Source organism: Microbacterium proteolyticum, assembly GCF_030818075.1.
Taxonomy (GTDB): domain Bacteria; phylum Actinomycetota; class Actinomycetes; order Actinomycetales; family Microbacteriaceae; genus Microbacterium; species Microbacterium proteolyticum_A.
Window position 1 is genome coordinate 2,827,172 of sequence record NZ_JAUSZZ010000001.1, and the last position, 25,872, is coordinate 2,853,043.

18 protein-coding genes and 1 tRNA gene are annotated in these 25,872 nt (G+C 67.7%); 9 read left to right on the forward strand and 10 right to left on the reverse strand.

What is annotated here, in order from left to right:
- The first annotated feature begins 74 nt into the window (after positions 1–74).
- The gene (locus QE392_RS13160; RefSeq protein ID WP_307452430.1) at positions 75–1,661 is read left to right on the forward strand and encodes a M28 family peptidase; all 1,587 of its coding nucleotides are present in this window, start codon (positions 75–77) and stop codon (positions 1,659–1,661) included.
- A gap of 309 nt (positions 1,662–1,970) precedes the next feature.
- Positions 1,971–2,612 carry a YoaK family protein gene (locus tag QE392_RS13165; RefSeq protein WP_307452432.1) on the forward strand — a complete coding sequence of 214 codons (642 nt, stop codon included), beginning with the start codon at positions 1,971–1,973 and terminating at the stop codon, positions 2,610–2,612.
- A gap of 167 nt (positions 2,613–2,779) precedes the next feature.
- On the opposite strand, the gene QE392_RS13170 is transcribed toward QE392_RS13165, so the two are convergent.
- Positions 2,780–3,802, reverse strand: a complete 1,023-nt coding sequence (locus QE392_RS13170; protein ID WP_307452434.1) for an NADPH:quinone reductase — start codon at positions 3,800–3,802, stop codon at positions 2,780–2,782.
- A 75-nt stretch (positions 3,803–3,877) separates the two neighbouring features.
- Between QE392_RS13170 and QE392_RS13175 the strand changes: the two genes are divergently transcribed.
- The 3 genes from QE392_RS13175 (at position 3,878) to QE392_RS13185 (ending at position 6,429) form a co-directional block, all read left to right on the forward strand.
- Positions 3,878–5,491 (forward strand): amidohydrolase, encoded by a 1,614-nt coding sequence (locus tag QE392_RS13175; RefSeq protein ID WP_307452436.1) that lies wholly within the window; start codon positions 3,878–3,880, stop codon positions 5,489–5,491.
- A 52-nt stretch (positions 5,492–5,543) separates the two neighbouring features.
- Positions 5,544–5,625: transfer RNA gene (locus tag QE392_RS13180), tRNA-Leu, on the forward strand.
- 54 nt (positions 5,626–5,679) lie between these two features.
- On the forward strand, positions 5,680–6,429 hold the full coding sequence (locus QE392_RS13185) for a DedA family protein (protein WP_307452437.1): 750 nt from the start codon (positions 5,680–5,682) through the stop codon (positions 6,427–6,429).
- Between the two features lie 321 nt (positions 6,430–6,750).
- On the opposite strand, the gene ku is transcribed toward QE392_RS13185, so the two are convergent.
- Positions 6,751–7,602: a non-homologous end joining protein Ku gene (ku, locus tag QE392_RS13190; protein WP_307452439.1), complete on the reverse strand. Its 852-nt coding sequence runs from the start codon at positions 7,600–7,602 to the stop codon at positions 6,751–6,753.
- Positions 7,603–8,800: 1,198 nt separating this feature from the next.
- Between ku and QE392_RS13195 the strand changes: the two genes are divergently transcribed.
- Positions 8,801–11,362: an ATP-dependent DNA ligase gene (locus tag QE392_RS13195; protein WP_307452441.1), complete on the forward strand. Its 2,562-nt coding sequence runs from the start codon at positions 8,801–8,803 to the stop codon at positions 11,360–11,362.
- 22 nt (positions 11,363–11,384) lie between these two features.
- On the opposite strand, the gene QE392_RS13200 is transcribed toward QE392_RS13195, so the two are convergent.
- Positions 11,385–11,888 (reverse strand): alpha/beta fold hydrolase, encoded by a 504-nt coding sequence (locus tag QE392_RS13200; protein WP_307452444.1) that lies wholly within the window; start codon positions 11,886–11,888, stop codon positions 11,385–11,387.
- On the reverse strand, positions 11,831–12,232 hold the full coding sequence (locus QE392_RS13205; RefSeq protein WP_307452446.1) for an alpha/beta fold hydrolase: 402 nt from the start codon (positions 12,230–12,232) through the stop codon (positions 11,831–11,833). The genes QE392_RS13200 and QE392_RS13205 overlap by 58 nt, the downstream gene beginning before the upstream one ends.
- Between QE392_RS13205 and QE392_RS17565 the strand changes: the two genes are divergently transcribed.
- Positions 12,223–12,765 (forward strand): helix-turn-helix domain-containing protein, encoded by a 543-nt coding sequence (locus QE392_RS17565; protein WP_373426474.1) that lies wholly within the window; start codon positions 12,223–12,225, stop codon positions 12,763–12,765. The two genes, QE392_RS13205 and QE392_RS17565, sit on opposite strands and share 10 nt — an antisense overlap.
- A gap of 70 nt (positions 12,766–12,835) precedes the next feature.
- Here QE392_RS17565 and QE392_RS13215 read toward each other — a convergent pair whose 3' ends face one another.
- Positions 12,836–13,753: a cation diffusion facilitator family transporter gene (locus tag QE392_RS13215; protein WP_307452452.1), complete on the reverse strand. Its 918-nt coding sequence runs from the start codon at positions 13,751–13,753 to the stop codon at positions 12,836–12,838.
- Positions 13,754–14,148: 395 nt separating this feature from the next.
- Here QE392_RS13215 and QE392_RS13220 point away from each other — a divergent pair, with 395 nt between their 5' ends.
- Positions 14,149–14,418 (forward strand): hypothetical protein, encoded by a 270-nt coding sequence (locus QE392_RS13220; protein WP_307452454.1) that lies wholly within the window; start codon positions 14,149–14,151, stop codon positions 14,416–14,418.
- Positions 14,419–14,424: 6 nt separating this feature from the next.
- Here QE392_RS13220 and QE392_RS13225 read toward each other — a convergent pair whose 3' ends face one another.
- A complete protein-coding gene (locus QE392_RS13225) occupies positions 14,425–15,237 on the reverse strand; it encodes a hypothetical protein (RefSeq protein WP_307452457.1) in 813 nt (270 codons plus the stop codon).
- 54 nt (positions 15,238–15,291) lie between these two features.
- On the opposite strand from QE392_RS13225, the gene QE392_RS13230 reads away from it, so the two are divergent.
- Complete coding sequence (locus tag QE392_RS13230) at positions 15,292–15,600, forward strand: hypothetical protein (RefSeq protein WP_307452459.1); 309 nt, start codon at positions 15,292–15,294, stop codon at positions 15,598–15,600.
- 697 nt (positions 15,601–16,297) lie between these two features.
- Here the strand turns inward: QE392_RS13230 and QE392_RS13235 are convergent.
- The 4 genes from QE392_RS13235 to QE392_RS13250 form a co-directional block, all read right to left on the reverse strand.
- A complete protein-coding gene (locus QE392_RS13235) occupies positions 16,298–16,885 on the reverse strand; it encodes a hypothetical protein (protein ID WP_307452461.1) in 588 nt (195 codons plus the stop codon).
- A 1,082-nt stretch (positions 16,886–17,967) separates the two neighbouring features.
- A complete protein-coding gene (locus tag QE392_RS13240) occupies positions 17,968–18,543 on the reverse strand; it encodes a hypothetical protein (RefSeq protein WP_307452466.1) in 576 nt (191 codons plus the stop codon).
- 36 nt (positions 18,544–18,579) lie between these two features.
- Positions 18,580–25,095 (reverse strand): DUF6531 domain-containing protein, encoded by a 6,516-nt coding sequence (locus QE392_RS13245; RefSeq protein ID WP_307452469.1) that lies wholly within the window; start codon positions 25,093–25,095, stop codon positions 18,580–18,582.
- Between the two features lie 5 nt (positions 25,096–25,100).
- On the reverse strand, positions 25,101–25,829 hold the full coding sequence (locus QE392_RS13250; protein WP_307452471.1) for a hypothetical protein: 729 nt from the start codon (positions 25,827–25,829) through the stop codon (positions 25,101–25,103).
- Positions 25,830–25,872: the final 43 nt, after the last annotated feature.

A 25,872-nucleotide genomic window follows, 5' to 3' on the forward strand; every position in this document is an offset into this window, starting at 1 on the left:
AAAAAAATACGACGCGAGGAAGGGTGGTCGGATAACCTCCGTGCAAAGCAAGTTCACAGGATGGAGATTGTCAAATGTTCCACTCCCGAGCTCCACTTCGCACCGGCATCGCCGCCGTCGGCGCCGCCGCTCTCCTCGCCGGGTTGGCGGTGTCGCAGGCGGGCGCGGCAACGGCCGCCACGCCCAGCGCCTGCGGAACCCTGTCCGCACCTTCGTTGCCGAAGATGCAGGCGTGTATCGCAGCGCTCGACCCTGTCATCCACATGAAGGCGCTCCAGAAGATCGCCGACGAGAACAACGGCAACCGTGCCGCGACGACGAGCGGCTATGACGCCAGCGTCGCCTACGTCGCCGGAGTCCTCGAGAAGGCGGGCTGGGACGTCTCCTACGACGAATTCGACTTCTTCGTCTCGCCGCCGCCGGTGTTGACGCAGATCTCGCCGACGGAGGTGGACTACGAGTCGGTCGCAGCCACCGGCACCGGCTACGGGTCCGTCACAGCCGACGTGGTCGCCGTGGACACCGTCCTCGATCCGCCGCGCGACCCCGTGACGAGCGGATGCGAGCCGGAGGACTTCGCCGCCTTCCCCGAAGGTGCGATCGCTCTCGTGCAGAGAGGCACGTGCACGTTCCGGCAGAAGGCGGTCAACGCCGAGGCCGCCGGAGCCGAGGGCGTCATCATCTTCAACCAGGGCAACACGCCCGAGCGCGAGCCTCTGTTCGCCGGCACGCTGCTCGGCACCCCCGACGACGCGCCGCTGACCGTCCCCGTCGTCACGGTGAGCTTCGCCGACGGCGCAGCGCTCGCCGCCGGCACCGTGGCTTCGCTGACCATCGAGCCTCCGGTCAACAAGCCCCAGGTGAACGTCATCGCGGAGCTGCCCGGAAAGAATGCCGACAATGTCGTCATGGCCGGCGCCCACCTCGACAGCGTCGAAGAAGGCCCGGGCATCAACGACAACGGCAGCGGTTCGGCCGCCCTCCTGTCGGCGGCGCAGGCGCTGGGCAATGTCACCCCGGAGAACACCCTGCGGTTCGCGTGGTGGGGAGCTGAGGAGGCCGGCCTCGTCGGCAGCTCCGAGTACGTCGACGGGCTCGCGCCCGAGGAGCTCGAGAAGATCGCGCTCTACCTGAACTTCGACATGATCGCGTCGCCGAACTTCATCTACACCGTGTACGACGCCGACGAGTCCTCGTTCGCGGCGCCCGTCGAGGTGCCGGAGGGATCGGAGGCGATCGAGTCCCTGTTCGCGAGCTACTTCACCGCCCTGCGGCTCCCGTACGACGACTCGGAGTTCAGCGGTCGCAGCGACTACCAGGCGTTCATCAACAACGGCATCCCCTCGGGCGGCCTGTTCACGGGCGCCGAAGAGATCAAGACCGAGCAGCAGGCTGCGCTGTGGGGCGGCACGGCGGGCGAGTCGTTCGACCCGAATTACCACACGCCGCTCGACACGCTCGCGAACTACTCCAAGAAGTCGTTGTACGTGAACACCGGAGCGCTCGCCACCGCGCTGCTGACCTACGCGTACTCGACCGAGTCGGTCAACGGTGTGGCGGGTAAGGCCCTGCCGATCCCGCTCCCGAAGCCGGCACCGCCCGCCGGCACCTTCGTCAGCGGAGGTGGCATGTCGCTCCCGCACACGTCGGAAGAGTTCTAACGCGCGACGCGATTCCCCCGGTGCGGGGTGGCCCACGCTTCGGCCGGGGTCACCCCGCACCTTCGTTTGGGACCGGCTCGCGACGGCAGACGCCGCAGCGGCATCCTCTCCGCCGCCCTCACGGTGCTCCCGTCACCGTGGGGGCGGCGTGGTGCGGTGACGCCGGAGCAGCGGTGACCGCTGACCGCATCGCATCCGATAGCGACGGGCGGACTCCGCGGACGCGGTAGCGTCGGCGAAGAGCCCGGGGCTCGATGGCCTCACCGGCGCCATCCGTCACCCGGGTCCGCCGCAGAACGGGAGGGCACGGTGCAAAACGTCGATCGACCCGCGCTCGTGCTGTCGTCCACGCTCGCCGCGGTGGCGGGATTCGTGGATGCCGTGGGCTTCCTCGACACGGGAGGCATCTTCGTCTCGTTCATGAGCGGGAACTCGACCCAGGCCGCCGTGCAGGTTCTCGGCGGCGACCTGTCGGTCGTGTTCGTCTCCGCCGGGATCATCACGGCGTTCGTCGCGGGTGTCGCCGCGGGCGGTATCGTCAGCGCACGTACGGCACGACAGCAAGCCGGCGTCGTCGCGGGCACAGCGGTTCTCGTGGGCCTGGCGGCCGCGCTGGCGATGGGCGGAGACGCGACGCTGTGGCGGGCCGGACTGCTGGCCGTGGCGATGGGGGCGCTGAACACGCTGTTCCTCGCAGACGGACGCGCCCGCGTCGCGATCACCTATTCCACCGGCACCCTCGTGAGCCTGGGTCTCGGTCTCGCCTCCCTCGTCACGGGCGGGTCGCGCACGGCGTGGCGGCGGCCCCTGCTGTTGTGGTCGGCGCTGGTCGGCGGCGCGGTGATCGGCGGCCTCGCCCACGGACTGGGCAGGGCCCCGGCGCTCGCCGCAGCCGCCGCGGTCCTCGCCGCGGCGGCTGCGGTGGTCGCGGTGCGCGCGCGGCGCGGCTGACGGCGCAGACCGTCCGCCGTCCTCGCCGCGCACGGCGCCGTCGCGGCGGGGCTGACGGCGCAGACCATCCGCCGTCATCGCCGCGCACGGCGCCGTCGCGGCGAGCGCGCGGCTCACGACACCGGTGCCGCGCGAGGCCGTACCGCCGCGCGGGGGGGCGCCCGGCCTCAGTCCTCGTCGGCGACGCGGATGAGCACCTTGCCCGTCGCACCGTTCGCGACGGCGTCATGCGCGGCCGCGGTGTCGGCCAAGCCGAACCACGTCAGCGGCAGCCCGGCATCCTCTCCCACGGGAAGGGCCCCGGCCGCGACGGCCACCGAGACGTCTTCCGCGGCGGCGGCGAGCGCCTCCTCCCCCACGGTGTAGAGCAGAAGGCCCTGCCAGCGGACGTTCTTCGCGAAGCTCGCCCGGACGGGAGCGCTGAAGGCATCGCCGCCGTTGTCGGCGTAGTAGCCGATCGAGCCGTGGTTGGCGATCACCTCGACGTCGAGGGCGGCGTTGTCGGCGATGGCGACCTCGACGATGTGGTCGACGCCGTTCGGGGCGAGCTCGCGGATGCCATCGGCCAGGGCGTCGCTCGGGTACTGCACGACGTGATGGGCCCCGGCCGCGCGGGCCAGCGCCTCCTTCTCGTCGCTGCTGACGGTGGCGATGACCGTGGCCCCGGCCCACACGGCGAGCTGAATGGCGGCGTGCCCGACGGCGCCGGCGCCTCCCTGCACGAGGACGGTGCGTCCCTGCAGCGCGCCCGGGGCGAGTCGCGACGGTCCGTGCTCGTGCACGGTGAGCGCGCGGTGCGCCGTCATGGCGGGCACGCCGAGGCTGGCGCCCAGGGTGAACGAGGCGTCCTCGGCCAGCGGCACGGCGCGAGACGCCGGGATGACGGCGTACTCGGCGGCCGTGCCGGTCGGGCGCTCGTGCTGGGCGAGGTAGACCCACACTCGCTGGCCCACCGAGAGATCGTCGACGCCGTCGCCGACGGCATCCACTGTTCCCGCGCCGTCCTGGTTCGGAGTCACCTCGTCCCACGAGAAGGGCCGTCCGCCCTCGCGCGCCTTCCAGTCGGTCGGGTTCACCCCCGACACGGCGATGCGCACCCGCACCTCGCCGGGACCCGGCTCGGGCAGAGGACGCTCCACGAGCGTGAGGACGGAGGAGTCACCGGTCTGGGAGTACGTGATCGCCTGCATACAGAGGGACAAGGGGCGGGCGGCGGTCCGCATTCCCGCTCGGCGTGTCGCGGTGGCGCCCGCCACACTGGGGCGGTGAGCGCTCTGATCATCGGCAACGCGGTCGTCTTCTCGGACGGACGGGTCCAGGATGCCGACACCATCGGCATCCTGGACGGGACCATCGTGGCGGTCGGCACCGCCGCCTCCGTGCGGGATGCCGTGGGCCGGGGAGCCGACGAGCTCGACGCGCGCGGAGGCCTGGTCACTCCCGGTTTCGTCGACGCCCACGTGCACCTCGGTGTCGGAGCGATGGACGCGCTGCGCTGCGACCTGTCGGGGGCGGCATCCCTCGACGAGATCGACGCGCGCGTGCGGGCCTTCGCCGCGGACTCCCCCGCGCCGTGGATCGTCGGGGGCGGCTGGGATCCGACGCTTTTCCCGGCCACCGGTCCCTCCGCCACCCATCTCGACGCCCTCGTGCCCGACAGGCCCGCGTTGCTGCTCGACGCCGACCACCACGGCGCGTGGGCGAATTCGGCGGCGCTGGCGGCGGCGGGACTCGACGCCTCGACACCCGACCCCGCCGACGGCCGGATCGAGAGGGATGCCGACGGCCGACCGAGCGGCGCCCTGCGGGAGGGGGCGATGCAGCTCGTCGCCCGGTTGCTCCCCGCCCCCGCGACGGCCGATGTGGCCCGCGGCATCCTGCACCTGTCCCGGGATCTGCTGCGCGCCGGGATCACGGGATGGCAGGAAGCGGCGCTCGGCGCCTACGGCGGGTTCCCCGACTTCACCGACGCGTATCTCGAGCTCCTCCGGCACGGCACCCTGGTCGGACGCGCGACCGGTGCGATCTGGGTGCCCCGTGACCTCACCCTCGACGGTGTCGATGCGTTCGTGGCCCACGCCGTCGAGCGGTCGCGCGTCAACGCTGCAGAGGGCCTCCCGAGCGCGACGGCGAAGCTCATGCTCGACGGAATCGTCGAGACGCGGACCGCCCACCTCCTCGAGCCGTACGGCGGCAGCGACTCGCGCGGGCTGTCGTACTTCTCCCCCGCGCTCGTGCAACGGCTCCTGCCGGCGCTCAACGCGGCCGGCATCGCGGTGCACGTGCACGCCATCGGCGACGCGGCCGTTCGCGACGCGCTCGACGGGTTCGCCCACGTGCCAGCCGTCGACCGGGCGCGAGTGCGCAATCACCTCGCGCACATCCAGCTCATCCACCCCGACGACGTCGCCCGCTTCGCCGCACTCCAGGTCACCGCGAATGCGCAGCCGTTCTGGGCCTGTGCGACCGCTCTCACCCGGCAGGCGACGCTCCCCGTCATCGGTGAGCACCGGCGCGACGAGCTCTACGTGTTCGGCTCGCTGCACCGGGCGGGCGCTGCGCTGGCGATGGGGTCGGACTGGCCCGTGTCGAGTTACGACCCCTGGCAGGGCGTGCACGTCGCCGTCACCCGCCGCCCGCCGAGCGAACCGGATGCCGACCCGCTCGGCGCCGGCGAAGCGCTCGGACTCGCGACGGCGCTCGACGCGTACACCCGCGGCTCGTCCGACCTGCTCGGGCTCGGCGGTGGGGCGATCGCCCCGGGCCGGGCGGCCGACCTCGCCGTCGCCGACCGCGATCCGTTCGCCGCGCCGGCTTCCGGCATCCACGAGACCCGGAACGTCGCGACGATTGTGGCCGGTGCCGTGGTCGACGCTTGACGGCGGCTTCACATGGGGAGAGCGTCGCGGCCCGTTTAGACTGATGCCACTCGCGGGAGTGGTGAAATCGGCAGACACGCAGGATTTAGGTTCCTGTGCCTTCGGGCGTGGGGGTTCAAGTCCCCCCTTCCGCACGTTCTCTCGTTCCACCTGCACCAGCGACACCGCTCCGACCCGACGGGACCGATGTGATCCACACCACCGCCGCACTGCTCCCGTGGCTCGACCCCGCGACGATCATCACCAACTCGCAGCCGTGGGCGCTCCTGGTGGTCTGCTTCATCATCTTCGCCGAGACCGGGCTGCTCATCGGCTTCCTCCTGCCGGGCGACACGCTGCTGATCATGGCGGGTCTGCTCTCGCACTCGACGCCCGCCGCCCCCAACGGCGTGTTCGGCCTCAACGCGTGGTGGGTGGCCCTCGCCATCGGCGTCGCGGCGTTCGTCGGCGGTGAGGTCGGGTACTACATCGGCCACAAGGCCGGTCCGTCGATCTTCGAGCGGAAAGACTCCGGCATCTTCAGCCGCAAGAACGTCGAGCGCACGAACGCGTTCTTCGAGCGGTTCGGCGGTCTCACCGTCATCCTCGCCCGCTTCGTCCCCGTCGTGCGCACCTTCGCGCCCATCGCCGCCGGCGTCGGGCACATGCCGTGGCGCAAATACACGCTCTACAACTTCATCGGTGCCGTCATCTGGGGCATCGGCCTGACGATGTTCGGATACGCCGTGGGGTACATCCCGATCGTCCGCGACATCGTGACGGAATACATCGACGTCATCCTGCTCGCCGCCGTCGCGGGCACCGTGCTCTTCATCGCCATCCACTACTTCCGCGAGCGCGCCGCCGCCAAGCGCGAGGGCGCCGTGACGCGCGCGGAGGCCGAGTCGCTCGCGCTCGACCCGAAGACCCTCGAAGACGGCGACCAGCCGGCGCGCTGACGCGCCGCCCGCCGCAGGCCTTGTGGCTCCGGCGCAGGCCGGCGTCCGCCGATCGGGCGCATCGCCGTGGGCGCGGGGCGACCGCGGCGGGAAGTCTGTGTCCTGCGTCGGCGCCCGGCGGGGGTCTTCGGCGCGGGCCCGCCTCCGCCGATCGGGCGCATCGCCGTCGGCTCAGCACGACCGCGGCCTGGGGTCTGCGTCTCCGGCGCCGGCACGCGGCGGGGGTCTTTGGCGCGGTCGCGCGGCGAGGTCCGCGTCTTCGGCGCGGGCGCGCGGTGGGGTCTGCGTCTCCGGCGCCGGCGCTCGGCCCCTCGCCTCTGGTCAAGACGCCTTCGAACTCTTCTTCTTCGCGGGCGCCTTCTTCGCCGGAGTGTCCTTCTCGGCCCGTGCCGCCCGGGAGCGTTCGACGCTCGCGCGCAGCGCCTCCATCAGGTCGATGACCTCGCCGCCGTCGTCGTCCTCGGCCTTGCCGAAGGTGGCATCCGTGTCGAGAGCGTCACCCTGCTCGAGCTTCGCGTCGATGAGAGTGCGCAGCTCTACCTGATACTCGTCGGTGAACTCTTCGGGGTCGAAGTCCTTCGAGAAGCTGTCGACGAGGGATGCCGACATCTCGAGCTCCTTCGCCGAGATCCGCACCCTTTCGTCGAGCGCCGGGAAGGCCGCCTCGCGCACCTCATCGGCCCACAGCAGCGTCTGCAGCACGAGCACATCACCGCGCACCCGGAGGGCTGCGAGCCGCGTCTTCTGCCGCAGTGAGAAGCGGACGATGGCGGTGCGGTCGGTCTGCTCGAGCGTCTTGCGCAGCAGCACATAGGCCTTCGGCGACGACGAGTCGGGCTCGAGGTAGTACGCCTTGTCGAGGGTGAGCAGGTCGACCTGGTCGCTGGGCACGAACTCGACGACCTCGATCTCGCGGCTGCGCTCGCTCGGCAGTGACGCGAGGTCGTCCTTGGTCAGCACGACCGTCTGCTCACCATCGTCGTACGCCTTGTCGATGTCGCTGTACGGCACGACCTCGCCGTCGATCTCGCAGATGCGCTGGTACCGGATGCGCCCGCCGTCCTTGTTGTGCACCTGGTGCAGCGAGACGTCGTGGTCTTCCGTGGCGGAGTAGACCTTGACCGGCACGTTCACGAGGCCGAAGGTCAGGGCGCCTTTCCAGATCGATCGCATGTGCTTAGTGAACACCGTCGGCGGGGAGGATGCCGAGACCCTTGCGCCGTTCACGCCCCGGGCTCGCTTTCGGTCTCGCCGGCCCCTCGCTCCTGCGCCGCAACGCACGCCGGCCCCCCCACGCATAAACGCGATCCGTGCGCAGAAACACGCCGACATCGTGTTTATGCGCGCAGATCGTGTTTATGCGTTGATAAACACCGCGGACGCCACTCCGACGATGTGCAGACGCCGCGGCTTCACCCCGCCACCCTCCGCTCCTGCGCTGCGCCGCAACCCCCGACCTTCCACCCATAAACACGAACCGTGCGCAGAAACACGCCGACATCGCGTTTACATGCACAGATCGTGTTTATGCGTTGATAAACACCGCGGACGCCACTCCGACGATGTGAAGACGCCGCGGCTCCACCCCGCCACCCTCCGCTCCTGCGCTGGCGCAACCCCCGACCTTCCACCCATAAACACGAACCGTGCGCAGAAACACGCCGACATCGTGTTTACGCGCACAGATCGTGTTTGTGCGTCGTCGTCACACCCGCGACGCCACCTCGACGTCGTCCTGACGCCGCGGCTCCGCCCGGCGGCCCCTCGCTCCTGCGCCGCGCCGCACACCCGCCCTCCCACGCATAAACACGATCCGTGCGCAGAAACACGCCGACAACGTGTTTATGCGCACGAACGGTGTTTACGCGTCGACGTGACCCCCGCAACGTGACACCCGCGACGCCACTCCGACGATGCCCAGTCGCCGCGGCTCCGCTCCGCGGCCCTCCGCCGCACACCCGCTCTCTCACGCATAAACACGAATCGTGCGCAGAAACACGCCGACAACGTGTTTACGCGCACCGATCGTGTTTACGCGTCGACGTGACCCCGCGACGTGACACCCGCGATGCCACTCCGACGACGTCCAGACGCCGCGGCTCCGCCCGGCGGCCCCTCGCTCCTGCGCCGCGCCGCACACCCGACCTCTCACGCATAAACACGATCCGTGCGCAGAAACACGCCGACAACGTGTTTACGCGCACGAACGGTGTTTACGCGTCGACGTGACCCCCGCAACGTGACACCCGCGACGCCACCCCACGATGCGCAGACGCCGCGGCTCCGCCCAGCCGCCCTCCCCCGTCGGACGGACACGCAGCATCCGCAACCCCCTCGGCATCCGCCACCGCCCCCGCTCTACGCTGGGGCGATGGCGGAGCAGACGGTGCGTATCGGCGGGCACCGCTTGCGGCTGTCGAACCTCGACAAGGTGCTCTACCCCGAGACCGGCACCACCAAGGGCGAGGTCGTCGACTACTACTCGCGCATCGCCCCGCGCCTGCTCCACCACGTCGCCGATCGCCCCGTCACCCGCAAACGCTGGCCGGACGGGGTGGGCACCGAGACGGATGCCACCGAGCCCTTCTTCGCCAAGGCGCTCGAGCCCGGTGCCCCGGCGTGGGTGCGGCGGTTCCCGATCGATCACTCCTCCGGCGCGAAGGACTACCCCCTCGTCGACTACCTGCCGACGCTGGTGTACCTGGCGCAGGTCGCCAGCCTCGAGTTGCACGTGCCGCAGTGGCGGTTCTCCCCCGACGGGGAACGCCAGAACCCCGACCGCCTCGTGCTCGACCTCGACCCGGGTCCGGGCGTGGGTCTGCCCGAATGCGCCGAGGTCGCACGGTGGGCACGCGCGATCCTGCAGGACATCGGCCTGGACCCGCTGCCGGTCACGAGCGGCAGCAAGGGCATCCACCTCTACGCCCACCTCGACGGTCGGCAGTCGAGCGACGCGGCGAGCGCGATCGCGAAGGAACTCGCGCGGGCGATCGAAGCCGATCACCCCGACCTCGTGGTCAGCCAGATGGCCAAGGCGGCGCGCCCCGGCAAGGTCTTCATCGACTGGAGCCAGAACAACGGCTCGAAGACGACGATCGCCCCGTACTCGCTCCGGGGCAGGGCGCAGCCGACCGTGGCCGCGCCCCGCACGTGGGACGAGCTCGACGACCCCGACCTACGCCACCTGCTGTTCACCGAGGTGCTCGCGCGCACGGGCGACCCGCTCGCCCCCGTCGAGCGCGACAGCGGTCCCCTGCGTTCGTACATCTCCAAGCGCACGGCGGGGAGGACACCGGAGCCCGTTCCGCAGGCTCCGCACGGTGAGGCCGCGCCCGAGGGGCTCCCCCGCTTCGTCATCCAGGAGCACCACGCCACCCGCCTGCACTGGGACCTCCGCCTCGAACACGACGGCGTACTGGTCAGCTGGGCGGTTCCGAAAGGCGTACCGCCGACGACGGCGAAGAACAGCCTCGCCGTCATGACCGAGGATCACCCGATGCAGTACCTCGACTTCGCGGGGGAGATCCCCCGCGGCGAGTACGGCGCCGGCATCATGACCGTCTGGGACACCGGCACCTACGAGCTCGAGAAGTGGCGCGACGACGAGGTGATCGCCACCCTGCAGGGTCGCGACGACGGCCCGCTCGGCCGCGTGCGCGTCGCCCTCATCCGCACCGAGGGTCGCGGCGAGAAGTCGCAGTGGCTGCTGCACCGGATGAAGACGGATGCCGATGGCCGCCCGCAGAGCGAGGGAGCACCGGTGGTCCCGCTCGACCACGGGGCGCATGCTGCCGCGTCCACGCCGGAGACCGCCGCGCCCACCGACGACCCGGAAGCATCCGCGACGGCGACGCCGAAGCACCACTCCCCCGCCGCACCCCCGAAGGAATCGGAAATACCCGCGAGGACGACGACGTCCAAGACCCCACACCGCTCCCCCACCGCCGCCGACCTTCGCCCGATGCTCGCGACCTCCGCGACCCCGGGCCTCGCGCGTGCCGCCGCCGAGCGGTGGGGCCGGGCGTGGGTGGAGATGAAGTGGGACGGCATCCGGGGTCTCGGCATCTGGGATGGCGAGCGGCTGCGGCTGCGTTCGCGCAACGGCAACGACCTCACCGCGACCTACCCTGAACTGACCACGGCCGACCTGGGCCTCGGCCCCGAGCCCGCGGTCGTCGACGGCGAGATCGTCGCCCTCGACGAGCAGGGCCGACCGAGCTTTCCTCGCCTGCAGAAGCGCATGAACCTCGCCCAGCCGCGCGAGATCGACCGCGAGGCCCGGCGCACCCCCGTCCAGCTCTACCTGTTCGATGTCCTCACCGTGGGCGATCGCGACGTCGCCTCCCTGCCGCTGGTCGAGCGGCGCGGCATCCTGGAATCTCTGGCACGGGATGCCGCTGCCCCCGTCGTCGTTCCGCCGGTCTTCGACGACGTGGATGCGGCCGTCGCCACGAGCGGCCGCTTCGGGCTCGAGGGTGTCGTCGTCAAAGACCCGTCGTCGACCTACCGCCGCGGCGAACGGTCGGAGCTCTGGCTCAAGGTGAAGCACTCACGCACGCAGGAGGTCGTGATCGGCGGCATCCGCCCGGGTAAAGGAAACCGTTCGGGCACGATCGGGTCGTTGCTGGTCGGTGTACCCGGCCCGGAGGGGTTGCAGTACGCCGGCCGCGTCGGTTCGGGTTTCGGCGAGCAGACCCTCGCGCGGCTCACCGAGTTGCTCGGCCCCCTCGGCAGCGAGGAGAACCCGTTCGTGGGGGTTCCCGCGGCCGATACGCGCGATGCCGTGTGGATACGCCCCGAGCTCGTCGCCGAGGTCGAGTTCGCGGAGTTCACGCCCGGTGGCATCCTGCGGCAGGCGCGGTGGCGAGGGCTGCGGCCCGACAAGAACGCGGGCGACGTCGTGCGGGAGGACTCGCTCTCAAGCGGAGGGTGAGGCACCGTCGCGAGAGCGTTTCTCATCGGCGCAGCCAGTCGCGAACGGCGGTGACGACCGCCGCCGCGCCGACGACGGGTGCGAGGTGGCCGACCTCGCCGAAGACGATGACCTCCGCGTGACCGGGGAATGCCGCCTGGAGCTCATAGGCCTGCTCGAGCGGAAGCCACGGGTCGTCGCGGCCCCACCCGATCCGCACGGCGCATCGGGTCGCGTGCAGCGCGTCCGCAATCGCGCGAGTGTCCGATGAGGCGACACCGACGATCTGCCGGTAGAACGACGCTTGGCCGCGGGCATCCAGCCAGGGGCTCGCGAGCATGTCGACGATTCCCGCCCTCTCGCGCGGCGGGAGCGCCGTGGAGATGTACTCCCTCACCAAGGCGGCATGCAGATTCGCGGGCAGCCGGGCGAAGACCTCCGCGTGCTCGGCTACGAGGACGAAGAAGGGCGAGCCCCACGGATCGAGGGTCACGATGTCCCACAGGAACAGATCAGCGAAGTCGGCGCCGTGCAAAAGATGCGCCATGAGGGCCACAGCGCCGCCGATGTCGTGCGCCACCACGTGCGGACGCCGCAGCCCCAGAGCTGCAGCAGGGCGACCAACCGCTCCGCCTGTGCACGCAGATCGGTCGCCACGGTGGCATCCCGGTCGGACTCTCCGTATCCCGGCATGTCCCAGAGGAACACGCGGTAGTCCCGGCTGAGCTCGCGCGCCACCTGCGCCCAGACGCGCGAAGACCACGGCGTGCCGTGACACAACACGACCTCGCCGCGCGCTGCCCCGACGGGCTCGAGGACCCACGTGGCGAGCGAGGTCTCGCCCATCATCACGAAGCGCGGGTCGGGCAGGGTCGGGTCGTATGTCACCATGGCTCGACGGTAAAACCTCAGGTCGACCTGAGGTCAAGACGAAAGGAGCGATCGTGAAGATCGGCGAGGCCTCCCGACGTGTCGGCGTTCCTGCGCACGTCCTTCGGCACTGGCACGACAGCGGTGTCGTCGTTCCGGACCGCACCGCGACGGGGCACCGGGTGTACACCGACGAGCACGTGCGACGATTCCGCGTCGTCCAGGCGTGCCAGGAAGTCGGGATGAGCCTCGAGGAGATCCGGCACGTGCTGCACCGCGACGAGGCGGGCCGCACCGAGATCATCGAACGACGGCTCGACTGGATCCGCGCTCAGCGCGATCGGCTTGCGCAGGCCGAGGCGTTCCTGCAGCACGTCGTCGACTGCACGCACGACATGCTCACCCGATGCCCTTCGTGCGCCCGCTACCCCGACACGTCGTCGCTCTCGCTCCCGACGACGCCACGACCGGATGCGTCGTCAATCGCTCGCGGAGACCGCGGCGGCCCGGACCCTTTCCCACGCTCCGGAACCACCCTCAGCACAGGTGGCTGAGCCCGTCGAAGCCACCGGCACCCGCCGGAACCCTGGCCGGCTCGAGGTCCTCCGCCACGACCCGTCGCCGTTACGCGTGCCGCGTGTCGTGCTCGACGTGGCCGGCGGGCTCGAGCTGGAACGTCGAGTGCTCCACGTCGAAGTGGTCACTCAGGCACTCCTGCAGAGACGACAGGATGCCGGCGGCCCGGCCGTCCGAAAACGCGGCGTCGTCGACGATCACGTGCGCGCTGAACACCGGCGCGCCGCGGGTGAGCTGCCACACGTGCACGTCGTGCACATCGACGACGCCGTCGGCTTCGCGCAGGTGCTCGCGGATCTCGGCGACGTGCACACCGACGGGTGCCGACTCGGTCAAGACGACGACCACCTCGCGCAGCAGGCCGATGGCCCGCGGCACGATCATCAGAGCGATGAGCAGCGAGGCGATGGCATCCGCCTGCGTGAAGCCGGTCGCGACGATGACGACGGCGGCGAGGATGACGGCCACCGAGCCGATCAGATCGCCCAGCACTTCGAGGTACGCGCCCCGGACGTTGATGCTGCGTTTCTGCGCCCGGCCGAGCAGCCACATCGACACGGCGTTCGCGATCATGCCGACGCTCGCGACGACGAGCATGAGCCCGCCCTGCACCTCCGCCTCGGCCGGCGCAAGCAGTCGCTGGACGGCTTCGATCCCCACCCACACGCACAGCACGATCAGGATCGCGCCGTTCGCCAGGGCACCGAGCACCTCCGCGCGCTGATACCCGTAGGTCTGCCGGTCGTCGGCCGGTCGGGCAGCGATCGCCGTCGCGATGAGAGCGACGACCAGGGCCGCTGCGTCGGTGAACATGTGCGCCGCGTCGGCCAACAGGGCGAGCGAGCCCGACAGGATCGCCCCGACGATCTGCACGACCATCACGGTCGCGGTCAGGCCGAGCGCTGTCGCGAGCAGGCGCCTGTTGCTGGCATCCCGGATGCCGCCGGCGGGCGCGTGATCGTGCATAACGCCAGGCTAAGACGGGTGCTGCGCCTGTCGCCCTCGTTCCGGCAAGTCGGGAATGAGAACCGCCCTCAGCCTTCCCATACGGAGACTGGGGGCACGGACCCCGTGTCCATCTCGTGTCCCAGATCATGGCCGGAAGCATCGTGTTCGGCGGGATCTCAGAGGCGTATTACGAGTACGCCCACGAGAGGACCCGTTCCATATCCCAACCTCAGAAACTGCCTTCTGGCAACTTCCGCATCCGTGTGAAGGGGCCGGACGGTTCCGACACAGCGTGACCGCCGACAGCATCCGGGAGGTGCAGGAGGAGGCGAAACGGAAGACGGCCGAGCTGTGGACCGAGAAGCCCACGACGGCCAAGCGACAGCCCCGACAGAAGGTCATCGAAACCCGGTTTGATCTGTTCGCAGAGGAGTGGCTGCACACCCGCCGCCCTGGGGAGCGCCACCGCAACGTTCACGGCGCTTCTGGTCCAGGTGCTGGGCCTGGTAATCGTCGCTGGCGGTCTCGGCGCGGGCCTCGACAGCGTGCAGCAGAAGTTGGAGACGGTGGAGAAGCAGACCAACGGCACCCTGTCGGCGCTGCGTGAGGACAACGACCGACTGCACGCCGAGAACGCCAAGCTCAACCGCCAGCTCCATCCAGAGGACTCCGCGGACCACTGACGCTAGCTATTCGTCCTCGGGTGGGTTCACTGCGAAGTGAAAGAAGGCGTGGCCGTCGTACCAGTCACTGCGGTGGAACTTCGACGTGCTCGCCATGCGCACGTGGACCGTCCGCTGCTCACCCACGTCAGCCGCGGTCATCTGGTATCGCAGTACGACTTCCGATCCTGTGGCGTCTGGATCGCGGTCCAGGCGCGTTTTCGTGGCGAGACCTTCCATCAGTCCGCCGGAGAATATCCACCATTCGAGGTCGAACCCTCTGGCTGCAACGGCGCTCGCCCGCACTTCCACCCAGTCGCCAACGTCGAGGCGGGGACGTTCGGGATGGCTATAGATGTCGGCGGGGGTAACCGAACTGCGTCCCAGTTGGTCGGTCGCGGACTCGATACGCGGGTAGTACCTTGTTTCGCTCCCCGATGTTCCCCGGAAGATGGCGACCTGATTCTGCACCTGCTGCGCGCCACCGGACAGAAGGTCGCGCTCGAACGGCAGGATCACACGGTTGTGCTGGGCCGGGTTCCGATAGTCGTTCACCAACGCGAACATCACTTTCAGGCGTGCCAAATCCTGGAACACGGGCTTGAACTTCTCCCAGTTGGACTCCACTAGGCGGGTGAGTTGTGTCGTCTCCGTGTAGTCGAGAAGGTCAGTGCTCGCGACTGCGCCGTCACGCTTCTTCTCGTCGGTGGTCTGCTTCTCCTCCAGCTTTTCAACAGCCTCACTCTGGAGCTTCGTCTTCCACTCCGGCAGCACCTCCCGGATGGCGCTTCGTAGCGCACTCTCAAAGACCGCCACCGACTCGCTGGGTTCAAGTGCCATGAACGCAGGATAGTCAGATGCGCCCCGGGGACCGGGGGTCGATATCCTCTGGGGGTGAATCCCAGGTTGCGACTCGCTATCGACGCCCTCCTCAACGCCGTGCTCGTCATCGACGAAGACGCCAATCCCGCCGTCGTCCAGCGCCGGTACGAAGAGGCTTTGGCCCCGGCGCTGGACGACATGCGGGAGCCCGACAACACCAATGTCAGCTATCTCGTCAGCGCTGCAACCAGCATCATCCACGAACTCATGGGGAGCATCGTCAACGCGCAGGGCGTCACCAAGAGCGATATCGCGGAGGTACTCAGGAAGACCTACGAGCGGCAATCGGAAGTCTCAGACTCCGACGGCCACGGACGCTGACCTAACTCGACAGCCCCTCGTCCATCCAGCGTGAGGGGCTTCGTCGTGTCCCGTTCGTGTCCCAGAGTTGGCCCGCGCGCTAGGCTAATTCTACCTAGAGAACGCCGCCATTTCGCGAAGTATCGGCCCTGACCAACCAGCGTCGGGAATGAGAACCGGTGTCACGGATTGCGGCCATCGTTCACCGCGGTCGCCGGGTCTTCGACGTTCGCCGACTGCCGGGCGGCGCCGCGCACATTGCTCATCCGGCGACGGCGTCGCCAGCCGAGAGGGTCGGATGCTGCATGGCTGGCCCGACGCCGAGTGGGTTCCCCTCCCGTCGCGATGGACCAGGGTGACGTGAGCGTCACGCGGAACACGCCGTTCTTCTACCTGTGCGCGTCGCGAAGGCGGTCTCGCGCGTTCTGAACTGCCGTGGCGTAGTCGGGTGAGAACGTCACGGTCAACGCTGATTCGAATGCCGCTTCGAGATCCCACAGAACTCTTTCTTCAGCCTGATCGACGAATCGACCTTCGCGGTGTTCGGCATTTTCTCGACAAAGCAATTCGTACAAAACTAATGCCTCGTCGTGAGACACTCTCAGAACAAACTGCGTGACGCCCGTCTCGCCACGACTCTGATTCATTTCCACGTCATACCACGCGTCGGCGGGAGAAGACCACATACCCGCGACTGGACCGACCACCTCGACATGTGTCAGTCGTCGGCACTGTTCGCCACGCATCGTGACAGCGAGTCGACGAAGTCATCAACCTCATCTGGATGATAGCCAGTGATGGAGTGCATCTCTTCGGAGCCGACGTACGAGCGCATTTCCTTGGCACAGGCCAGAGCGATACTCAACGTGTTGCGCGTTGCAACGATCCGGAGCACTCCACCACTCTTCGACAAGTCCGCTTCCTGAGCAACCTGTCGTGCGCGTGCCTCTACGACGGCCCGCTCGCCGAATGGGATGAATAAGCGAAGAATCCTGGCTGCAGGGTGCCCTCCGACCTCAGAATCGAGGTCGCTGTTCAATATCGCAGCGAGAGAACGCTGCACATCCGATCGCATGACCCCCATCCCTATCCAAAAATCTGGCCGTCTATGAGCGGCCTCCAGAGCTTCTCTGAAACTCGATATGAGCAATGAGACATCATCTCTCGCGACGTTCAAGAGAACGACGGGCGTGGCTACCGCGCTCTCAACGACGCGAACACGTGCAACATTTTCAATCAGAATTGGCTTGGTCTTTCTCCTCGGAGAGCCCGATTCTGCATCGGAGAAACTCTCTCTGTGAGGCACCCTCGATCCCGCAGGCGAACGAAAAGAGCGACTTCACACCCAAACCGAAGAATCCCGATATGCCGGGCCGAACCAACGCTGCAACAAATCGCCGTTGCGATCCGAAGCGAACACGCAATTGAGGGGACGGCTTTGCACCGGACAACCTCAACGGCTTCAATCTGTCCGCAAGCGATCGCACGTACCGATGAATCTCGACGCCAGAAGATCTGCACGCCCCCATCACCGACGAAGTATGCGCCCTCCCCCGTTTGATGCGCGGGTTTCCAGTCGCGCCAAGAAGTGATGGGCCCACCAATCGAGGAATCACTGAAAAGAACCGGGCCCGTGGATCTGGAAACACGAGGGAGATCAACCGCCCAGCGTTGAAGTCCACGGTGCCTACTACAAGCCAAAACGAAGGTGAGAAGAGGCATGAGCAGAGCTGCCGCTGACCACAGGATCATCCATCTCATGCCGCGATGCTCCGACACAGAGAGAACTGCCGCACTGAGAGAGACAATTTCCAGGGCGCCGATCGAAGCCAAGCTGATCACTTGTGCGAGCCGCGCCTCGGGCTGAGCCGCCGGCATCCACTCCGTAACGATGTTCACCTGAAACTGCTCTCTAGACTTTGGCACGACCAATGACGCGACCGACTAATAATCCGTTTTTCATTGGCAGCGGTCAAGGAGCTCGCGTATTAGTTGAGCAAGCCTTCAACCTGCACCTGATCCGCGCTGATCATGAGAGGCTCGGCCAGCCAACGACCGAGCAACGCGAGCCATTTCGAAACTAAGGGCGCCCTCACGCGGATAGCGAAGCAATATAGTCGTCGTAGATAAATCGACCGGTGACCTCTGGGGGGAACTGTCGCATGTCTTCGCTCATTCTCATGAGATACGCAGACCACGAGCCCAGGAGGGCTCCATACGTAGCGGGCTCGCCACCCTACTGCACTGGCGTCCGAAGCATGATCTTGCCTGCTTCTTTCTGATCACCACGAACGTGTTGAATCTGCCAATATCAAATGTGTATTGTGCCGGCGCTACCAACCTCCTCCCTCGACGTTGACGCAGTCGTCAACGCCATCTTCACCTGCCTCACGACTGAAGCACGCAATTATCTTGGAGTCTCCGCCATTCCCCTCGCGTGATCCCGTGGTCCATGATCACCCATCCTGGATCAGTCAGCACGTTCGGGCTGTTATGTGCAATGCCGTCGGGTAGCCCATCAGGTACTTCGTCTGTTACAAGAAGGGCAACGTCCCAACCCCGCTGCCCCCAGACAGCCCACCTCTGACTTGTCCCCGCGATCGCGACATAGTCAAAGACGACCTCGGGTATGTTATAGGCACCTCGCGTATTGGCGCGATTTGTCGTCATCGACCGCCAATAACTTTCAGCCAGCCCGTCGGGCGTCACCCGAAAGCCGGGGTAAGCGCCATAACGCTGTAGATACCTGCCGTCGTCCCGTCCGGTCACATCATCCCATCCGACAACGAAGATCTCCTCATCAGCGCAGGATTCAGCAATCTTCATCAGAGTGAGCGCGAACTCGAGGCTGAAGACCTCGACAAAATCGTAGACGAAAACCTCACCCTTAATCTTGAAGGGCCACGCCGGAAAACTCGCGTCAAGTCGACAAGAAGTTTCTGCACGCGCTCGAATTTCGGCCATCTCGTGCTCAACCCGAGGAAAACTAGACACCTTCGCTCAACTCCCATCAAACCTGATCTTCATTCGTGCCTTCTCGCCAATTTTGAGATAGTCAGCACTCCAACCATCAAACGTCTTGGCCCTGTCGCGTAGCGTGTAGCGGAAGCCGTCCTTCTCGAAGGTATAGATTCCCTCCTTGATCTCGGTCTTGATCCAACCCGAGTCGAGAAGATTCTGCGCGAACTCCTGAGGGGTTGCGTCAGTGCGGACGTTCCGTACGCTGCCCCCACGGGTCAGATCCTCGTAACGGCGACTGAGACCGGGGAGCTCGTCCCCGGAACTAGTGGCATTTCCTGGTCGCGAGTAGTTGGACAACCCGCTAGGGACACAGTCTCCGCGCATCGCAGCGAGCGGGTCACAGCCCGGCGAACCGCTACCGGAACGGGCACCGGCCGCTGATGATGACCCAGATGTCGACGCGGCTGCCTCGTTCTTCCGGATGCCGATGCCGGACGAGTCACCGCTCAGAGACAGGAGCAACATCCCCGATACTGCCCCCGCTGTCGCGAGAACCAGAGCAGCGGCGGCAGCGGCCGCCGTCTCCGCTGCGGCCGCAAAGCCGGCTCCGATGAGCGGAAGCCCGGGCGACAGTACACCGACCGATCCCGCGGCGTGTCGAGCAGTCGTTTGGGAAGTCGACTTCGGCGACACGGGCTTCGGCTTGGACGAGGTACCGCGATAGGTCTTCGACGGGGCGAAGGGGGACGTGTCGGGTTGGGATTGCCCAGGGCCGTTCCACAGGCCCGGCGCCGTGAACCGCGGCGCCGTCGACCGCCCGCCGCGTGATGTTCCATAGTGGTTGTCGTAACGCCCCAGCGGCCGGAAGCCGAGCCAGTCGCGCGACGTCACCGGATTGCTCTCGACGTAGGCGTACCCGTTCAGTGACGCAGGCGCGTCAACCGTGCCCTCCCAAGCGTCTCGAGACAGCCATGATCCAGAACGGGTGTCGTAACCGCGAGAGTAGAACAGGTCGACGCCGGCGACCGGGTCGGTAGGTTCACCCGAGTGGCCGAGTGCGGCGTTCCAGCCGGAAGTCGCGAAACTCGGCACGCCCCAATCCGACCCGCCCGACACCTGGGTGACCCGCGCGCCGCGGTCAGTCAGGGCATCACGCGCGGCCTGCACCGGGTTGTTCAGAGCGGAAGCGAGACGGGTGTCGCCTACCTGCGCGATCGCGCTGCCGAGTCGATCCAGCAGATCCCATGTCGATGTTCCCGACGAGCGACCCTCGAGCAAGAGCTCACCCGCGACATCTCGCACGAGTGTCGTCGTTCCCGCGACATCGCTGACATCCTGCACGGGCTGCAGCCCACTCCACACGGTTGCCGTTTCGGTGCTGCCGTAGACGCCTCCGGTTCTGGACGACACTCGGCGCCCGAGCCCGTCGTACTCGAACCGGGTCGCACCCGATGCGTTCCGGTACCCGGTGAGCTGCCCGAACGCGTCCCAGTCGTAGGAGACGTCGCCTGAGGCTCCGCCGGACGCGGCGACCCGGTGTCCGTCCGCGTCATATGTGAAGCGTTGTGCGCCCGCCGTCCCGCCGTCCGTCGACACGAGCTGGTTGAGGTCGTTGAACAACTGGGTCTGCGTAAATGATGCGTCTACTGCCTGAACCGAGCCCGTCGCGATCGAGGCAGGGGGCCGCGAAGAGCTGACACCCTGAGCATCCAAACCGAGAATCGGATCGAGCATCCCCGACGACGACGTAGACGCAATATGCGCCCATGACGTTCGGTTGCCCGTCTCGTCGTAGCCGTACGAATCGGCTGCCCCGGTGCTCTGCACCGATCCGGTCACCCGGTCGCCATCGTCATAGGTGTATCGGGTCGCCACGCGATCAAGCACCGTGGTCATCGCGTCGGAGGCGCTCATCAGCGCGCCGATAGGTGTGACGCCGCCGGGGAGCGACGCGGTCGGAGCGGTCGCGGTCCGAGTGGCATCCGTCACGTTGCCGACGGCGTCATATGCGTAATCGAGCGTCAACGAGACGCCCTGCGCGAGCGAGCCCGTGTCGGACGGCAGCGTTCGACGTGAGAGGTACGACGACGGCTTGACGCAACCGGGCTTGTCCACAGTGGCTGCTCGAAGCGCCGGAGCGTTCGTGCTCGTGACGATCGGGCACTGCCCTTCGGTGCGCACCGGTCCGGCAGCAGCCGGCGCCGCTACGGACGTCCCGGGCGCGGGAGTGTCCGTCGTCATCTGCGTCACCCGATCGGCGGCGTCGTACTCGTATCGCGTGCTTACGCCGTTCGAGCGGTCCGTGCGGGTGTGATTGCCACCCGCGTCGTAGGCGTAGGCGGCACTCCCCCACGGACTCGACATGCGCAAGACACGGCCCGCCGAGTCACGCTCATACGCAATTGCCTGTCCGGTCGGTACCGTGAGCTGCGCCAGTGCACCCGAAGGGTCGTACGAGTAGGTCAGCTCGCGTCCCCCGGCGTCGAGCTGAGAGGCCAACCGCCCGGTCGCGGTGTACGTCCACCCCGTGGTGCCGACGCTCGTCGATGCGGCGATCAGGCGCTGTTCAGCGTCGTATTCGAATCGGACGGCGTCGGATGCCGACGATTGAGAGGTGCGATCCCCCCGAGCGTCGTATGCGTACGACACCGCTGTTCCCGACGGAGCGACCACACGGGACAACAGTCCGCGGGAGTCGTACTCGTAGCGGGTGCTGCCTCCTGTCGCATCGATCGTCTGCTCTGGTTGACCGGCAGCATCGTTGTCGTATCGCGTGACCTTCCCCCGCGCGTCGGTCAGTGATGCGAGAAGTCCGATCTCGTCGTAGGTGTACCGAGTCACGCCTCGCAGGGGGTCGGTGACCGAGGCGAGCTGGCCGTGCTCCTCGTAGGCGTACGTGGTCACGCGCCCCAACGCGTCCGTCGTCGACGTGAGCTGCCCGGCGTGGTCGTACCCGAAGGTCGTTGTGTTGCCAAGCGCGTCGGTCGTACTTGTGCGCTGGCCCGCAGCGTTCCACGTGGCGCGCGTCGTGTGGCCGTTGGGATCGACGACCGCGGTCACGTTGCCGAGCACATCATGTTCGAACCGGGTGCTGTGTCCAGCGGCGTCGACGGACTCGACGAGCTGATCGGCGTCGTCGTAGGCCCGCGTGCTACGGCGACCCACGGCGTCGACCACCGACACGACGTTGCCCGCCGCGTCATAGCCGTATGCGGTGGCGCCGTCGGCATCGGTCACGGCGGTGAGCTGCCCCGCAGCGTCGTGCTCGTAAAAGGTGGAATGGCCGAGCCGATCGGTCATGCCGACCAGGTGTCCGTCTTGATTGAAGCTGTACGTCGTGCGATGACCCAACTGGTCGACCACCGCCGTCATCCGGTCGAGGTCGTCGTATTCGTAGGAGGTCCTCTGCCCCGCGCCGTCGACGACCGCGGTCACTCGTCCGACTCCGTCGTAGACGGTGTGCTGCTCGACTCCTGTGGGGCCTTTCGTGGCGGTGACCTGTCCGAGATCGTCGACGGTTTGCTGTGTTTCGGCTCCGCGGGGATCGGTTTGGACGGTCGGAGTGCCGACGGCGTCGTACGTGCGCGACCAGGTCTGTCCGGCCGGGTCGGTCACCTGTGTGGCGCGCTCGAGGGCGTCCAGGACGAACGAGGTCTGGCGTCCGGCGGCATCGGTCACGCCGGTGAGCCCGTCTTCGCGGTCGTACGTGTAGGTGGTGACGCCACCCAGCGCGTCCGTTGCGCTGACGATGCGGAACAGCGCGTCCCACGCATACGAGGTGGTATTCCCCGCGGGGTCGGTCGATGAGGTCAGGTTGCCATTGAGGTCGTACGCGTAGGTCGTCGTCCGCCCGAGCGGGTCGGCAATCGTCGTGAGTCGATCGCGCGCGTCCCACCCGTAGTGTGTGGTACGCCCGAGCGGGTCGGTCGACGTCTGCAGGCGGTTGCCGTCGTCGTAGGTGAATCGCGTCGTTCGTCCCAACGGATCGGTGCTGGCGGTGCGGTTGCCGCGTCCGTCGAACTCGAACGTGTAGGCCGCACCCGAGGGAAGCGTCATCCTCGTCGTGTTGCCCACGGCATCGACGCCATAGGTGATCGCCGAGCCATCCGGCTGCACCATTGTCGTCAGCACGCCGTTGCCGTCGTAGCCGTAGCTGGTCACACGGCCGAGCGGGTCGGTGCGTGAGGCAACCGCCCCCTTCGGCGTGTACGTGTAGCGGGTCGCGTTGCCCGCGGCATCCGTGACCTCGGCGACGTTGCCGGCGGAGTCGTAGGCGTACCCGGTCGTGCGCCCGGCAGCGTCGGTGAAAGCGGTGACGTTGTTGTCGTCGTTGTACGTCCACGACTGCTCGCCACCGACGGGGTCGGTGATCTTGGTGATCCGCGCGCGCCCATCGAACGTGTAGGTGTGCTCGCGGCCCTCCTGATCGGTGTAGGTCGTCTGGCCCGCGCCGTACGAGAACCGACGCTCGTTGCCCGCCGCATCCCACTGCTTCTCGACCCGCCCCGCGCCGTCGTAGGCATTACGGAGGTAGGTCACGCCGAGTGCGTCGGTCATCGTCGCGATGCGGTGCGCCCCGTCGTAGGTGAACGTCTTCATCCCCCCGTCCGCAGCGGTCACGCGCACGAGGTCGCCCTTGTCGTCGTATCCCAGCGACCACGCCCGCCCGTCAGGGAGGACGAAAGCGGTGACGCGACCGACACCGTCGGAGTCGACACGGACGACCTGGCCCGCCGCGTCGATCAGCCCGGTGAGGGGGACGAATTGTTGGGTGTCCGACGGCGGGCCGTAGGTGAGCGTCGTCGCCCGACCCGATGCGTCCACCGAGCGCACCATCTCGCCGATACCGTCCTGGTCAGCGGCGTCATAGTCCCACGTCTCGCCGGTGCGCGACGTCATCCTGAGGATGCCGTTGCCCGCCTCGGCGAGGTGCAGCCCTTCCCCTCGGGGGTCGACGTAGCCGCCTGAACCGTCGGGTTCGAACATGATCGAAGCGCCGTCGCCGCGGACCACCATGACCGAGTGATCGTCGAAGCGTTGCGCGCGACCGCCGAGTCCGAAGGTCCACCCCGCACCGACACGGCCAAGGCGCCCGTCCTGCGCATTGTAGATCAGCGAAACATCGGTCGCTGATTCTCCGACGCCGGAAATCGAGAAGAGATGCTCGGTCTCCACGAGGTTTCCCGTCGAGAACGACACCGGATCGGCCCCGTAATGCTGCCAGTTGCGATAGCCGAGCTGGTACCACCGGGCAAGCTCGTCGGCTGACGGGCGAGCGGGCCAACCTCCGGTGATGGGGTTGGTGCAGGAGAAGCCTCGGGACTCGAGGTATTTCCCGACACCCGTGAATGCACCGTTGACGATCGAATCCCACCCGTTGTCGATGACGGGACGATCGAAGTTGTGGTCCATGAAGAGCGTCTCCATGTGCACGACCGCGCCGGGCAAGCCTTGATACTCCTCACGCGGGAAGTCCGGGGTTGGCGCTTTCACGTGCGCGGGCCGCCCGGTGTATCCGGGCATCTCCCCTAGGAGCGAGTCGCGGAGGGCGTTCCCGTCTCCCCCGCGGGAGAACAGTTGCGAGCCGCCGTTGCTCGCGGTTCCCCAAGCGGTGCCGTGGAAGGTGGCGAAGGCCAGCGTCAGCATCACGTCCGGCTCGTGGGATGCCGCTATCGCCCGGCGCGTGTCGGCGGAGACGAAACGCTGATCAGCCCCGCGCGTGACGGTGACGTCGGCGATACAGCGGTCGCGGAACATGCCGGCGAGTTGATCGGCGAGGCGAACGTTGAGGGGGAGTTCGGTGATACGCGGACCCGGCGAGTTCGCCCAACCCACGTCGTCATCCGGATCGAGCACGATCCGCGGCACCGGGGTCGTCTGAACCGGCGTACCGATGACGACGAATTGCGACAGATGCTCGGATTCGGCTTTCGCGACATGGTTGTCGGCGTCGTAGTACGAGGGCAGCTGACGCCACGGATCGCCCGGGTTCTCCCGGCTGTAGATGCGCAGGCTGTCCAGCGAGACGCCGGCACGGGAAAGCTCATCGGCGTCGACGTCGAGTTGGAGGCGCACGCCCGGGTCGATGTCTTTCGCGACCTGGATACCGGAGGAATCCGTCTCGATCGTGTAGGAGGCGGGGAATCGAGTCACCTCGTTTCCGCCGTCGGTTCGCGCACGGATCTCCACGGGCGGTGCCGCCACGACGCCCCCGGTCTCTGACGCGGCGGAGGTCGCCGCACGATCATCCAGGGCCGTCGCGTGAAGCGCGAGTGGTTCGTCGATATCGTGCCCGGAGAATTCCGCACGGACCCCGGGATCCTCGGCGGTGAGGACGGCCGCCCGACCGGGCTGCAAGGTCGTTTCTGCGAGAGGGGCGGGAGCGTCCGACGCGGCGTCTGCCGTCGTCAGCGGCGCGGCGGCTTCGCGCACCCGGTCGAGGATCTGTTGTTCGACGCGCGCGGAACGGTCGATCGGCCGCTCGGCGGCGTGGACGGCTCCCCCTGTGACGACGAGAGCGCCCACGATGGTGGCCGCAACCACGGCTCGGAACATGGCAATCACGAGAGCACCCCTGTCATGTCGACGGCCGCGTTCGCCGCCCGGCGAAGCGACCGAGCGGCGAGCGCGGCGGCGCCCACCAGAAGCAACGCCACCCCGGCGAAGACCACCCACGTCAGCCCGTCGTACGAGCGGCCCGTGATGGCCAGGGCCTGCCGGTACACCGCGTATGCCTGAAGGCTCACGGCATCGGCGACGCCGTCGCCGTCGAGGTCTTCCACACCTGTTGCGCAGATCGCCGTGCCGCAGATGATCTGCTCGACCCAGTCCGGCACACCGTCGCCGTCCGCGTCCTCACGACCGGCCGTGCACGTGTCGGAACCACACACGAGGCGCTCGACGAAGTCGGGAATGCCGTCCCCGTCGGCGTCGGCGGAGGCATCCGCGCACCCCACGCTTCCGCACGCGCGGACCTCGACACCATCGCTGATCCCGTCGCCGTCCGTGTCCTCCGTTCCCGTCGCGCAGGTGGCCGACCCACAGACGACGCGCTCGATGGCGTCGGCGATCGTGTCGCCGTCGACATCACCGTCGGCGCTCAGACCGGCAGCGGGCACGGCTCGCGCCGGTGACAAGCCCGGTGCGCCGGGGAACAGGGGCGCGGAGGCAGGAGCCGATGCCGCGACCGACACAAGTGGCGATGACGACAGAGCGACGAGACCCCCCGCCCCACCGGCGATGCCGAGGGCGACGAGGGCCGCGATGGGGACCAGACGGCGAGTGCGCACGCGTCAGCGTCCCGCGCCTTTCACGCCGATCCGAACGCCTCCG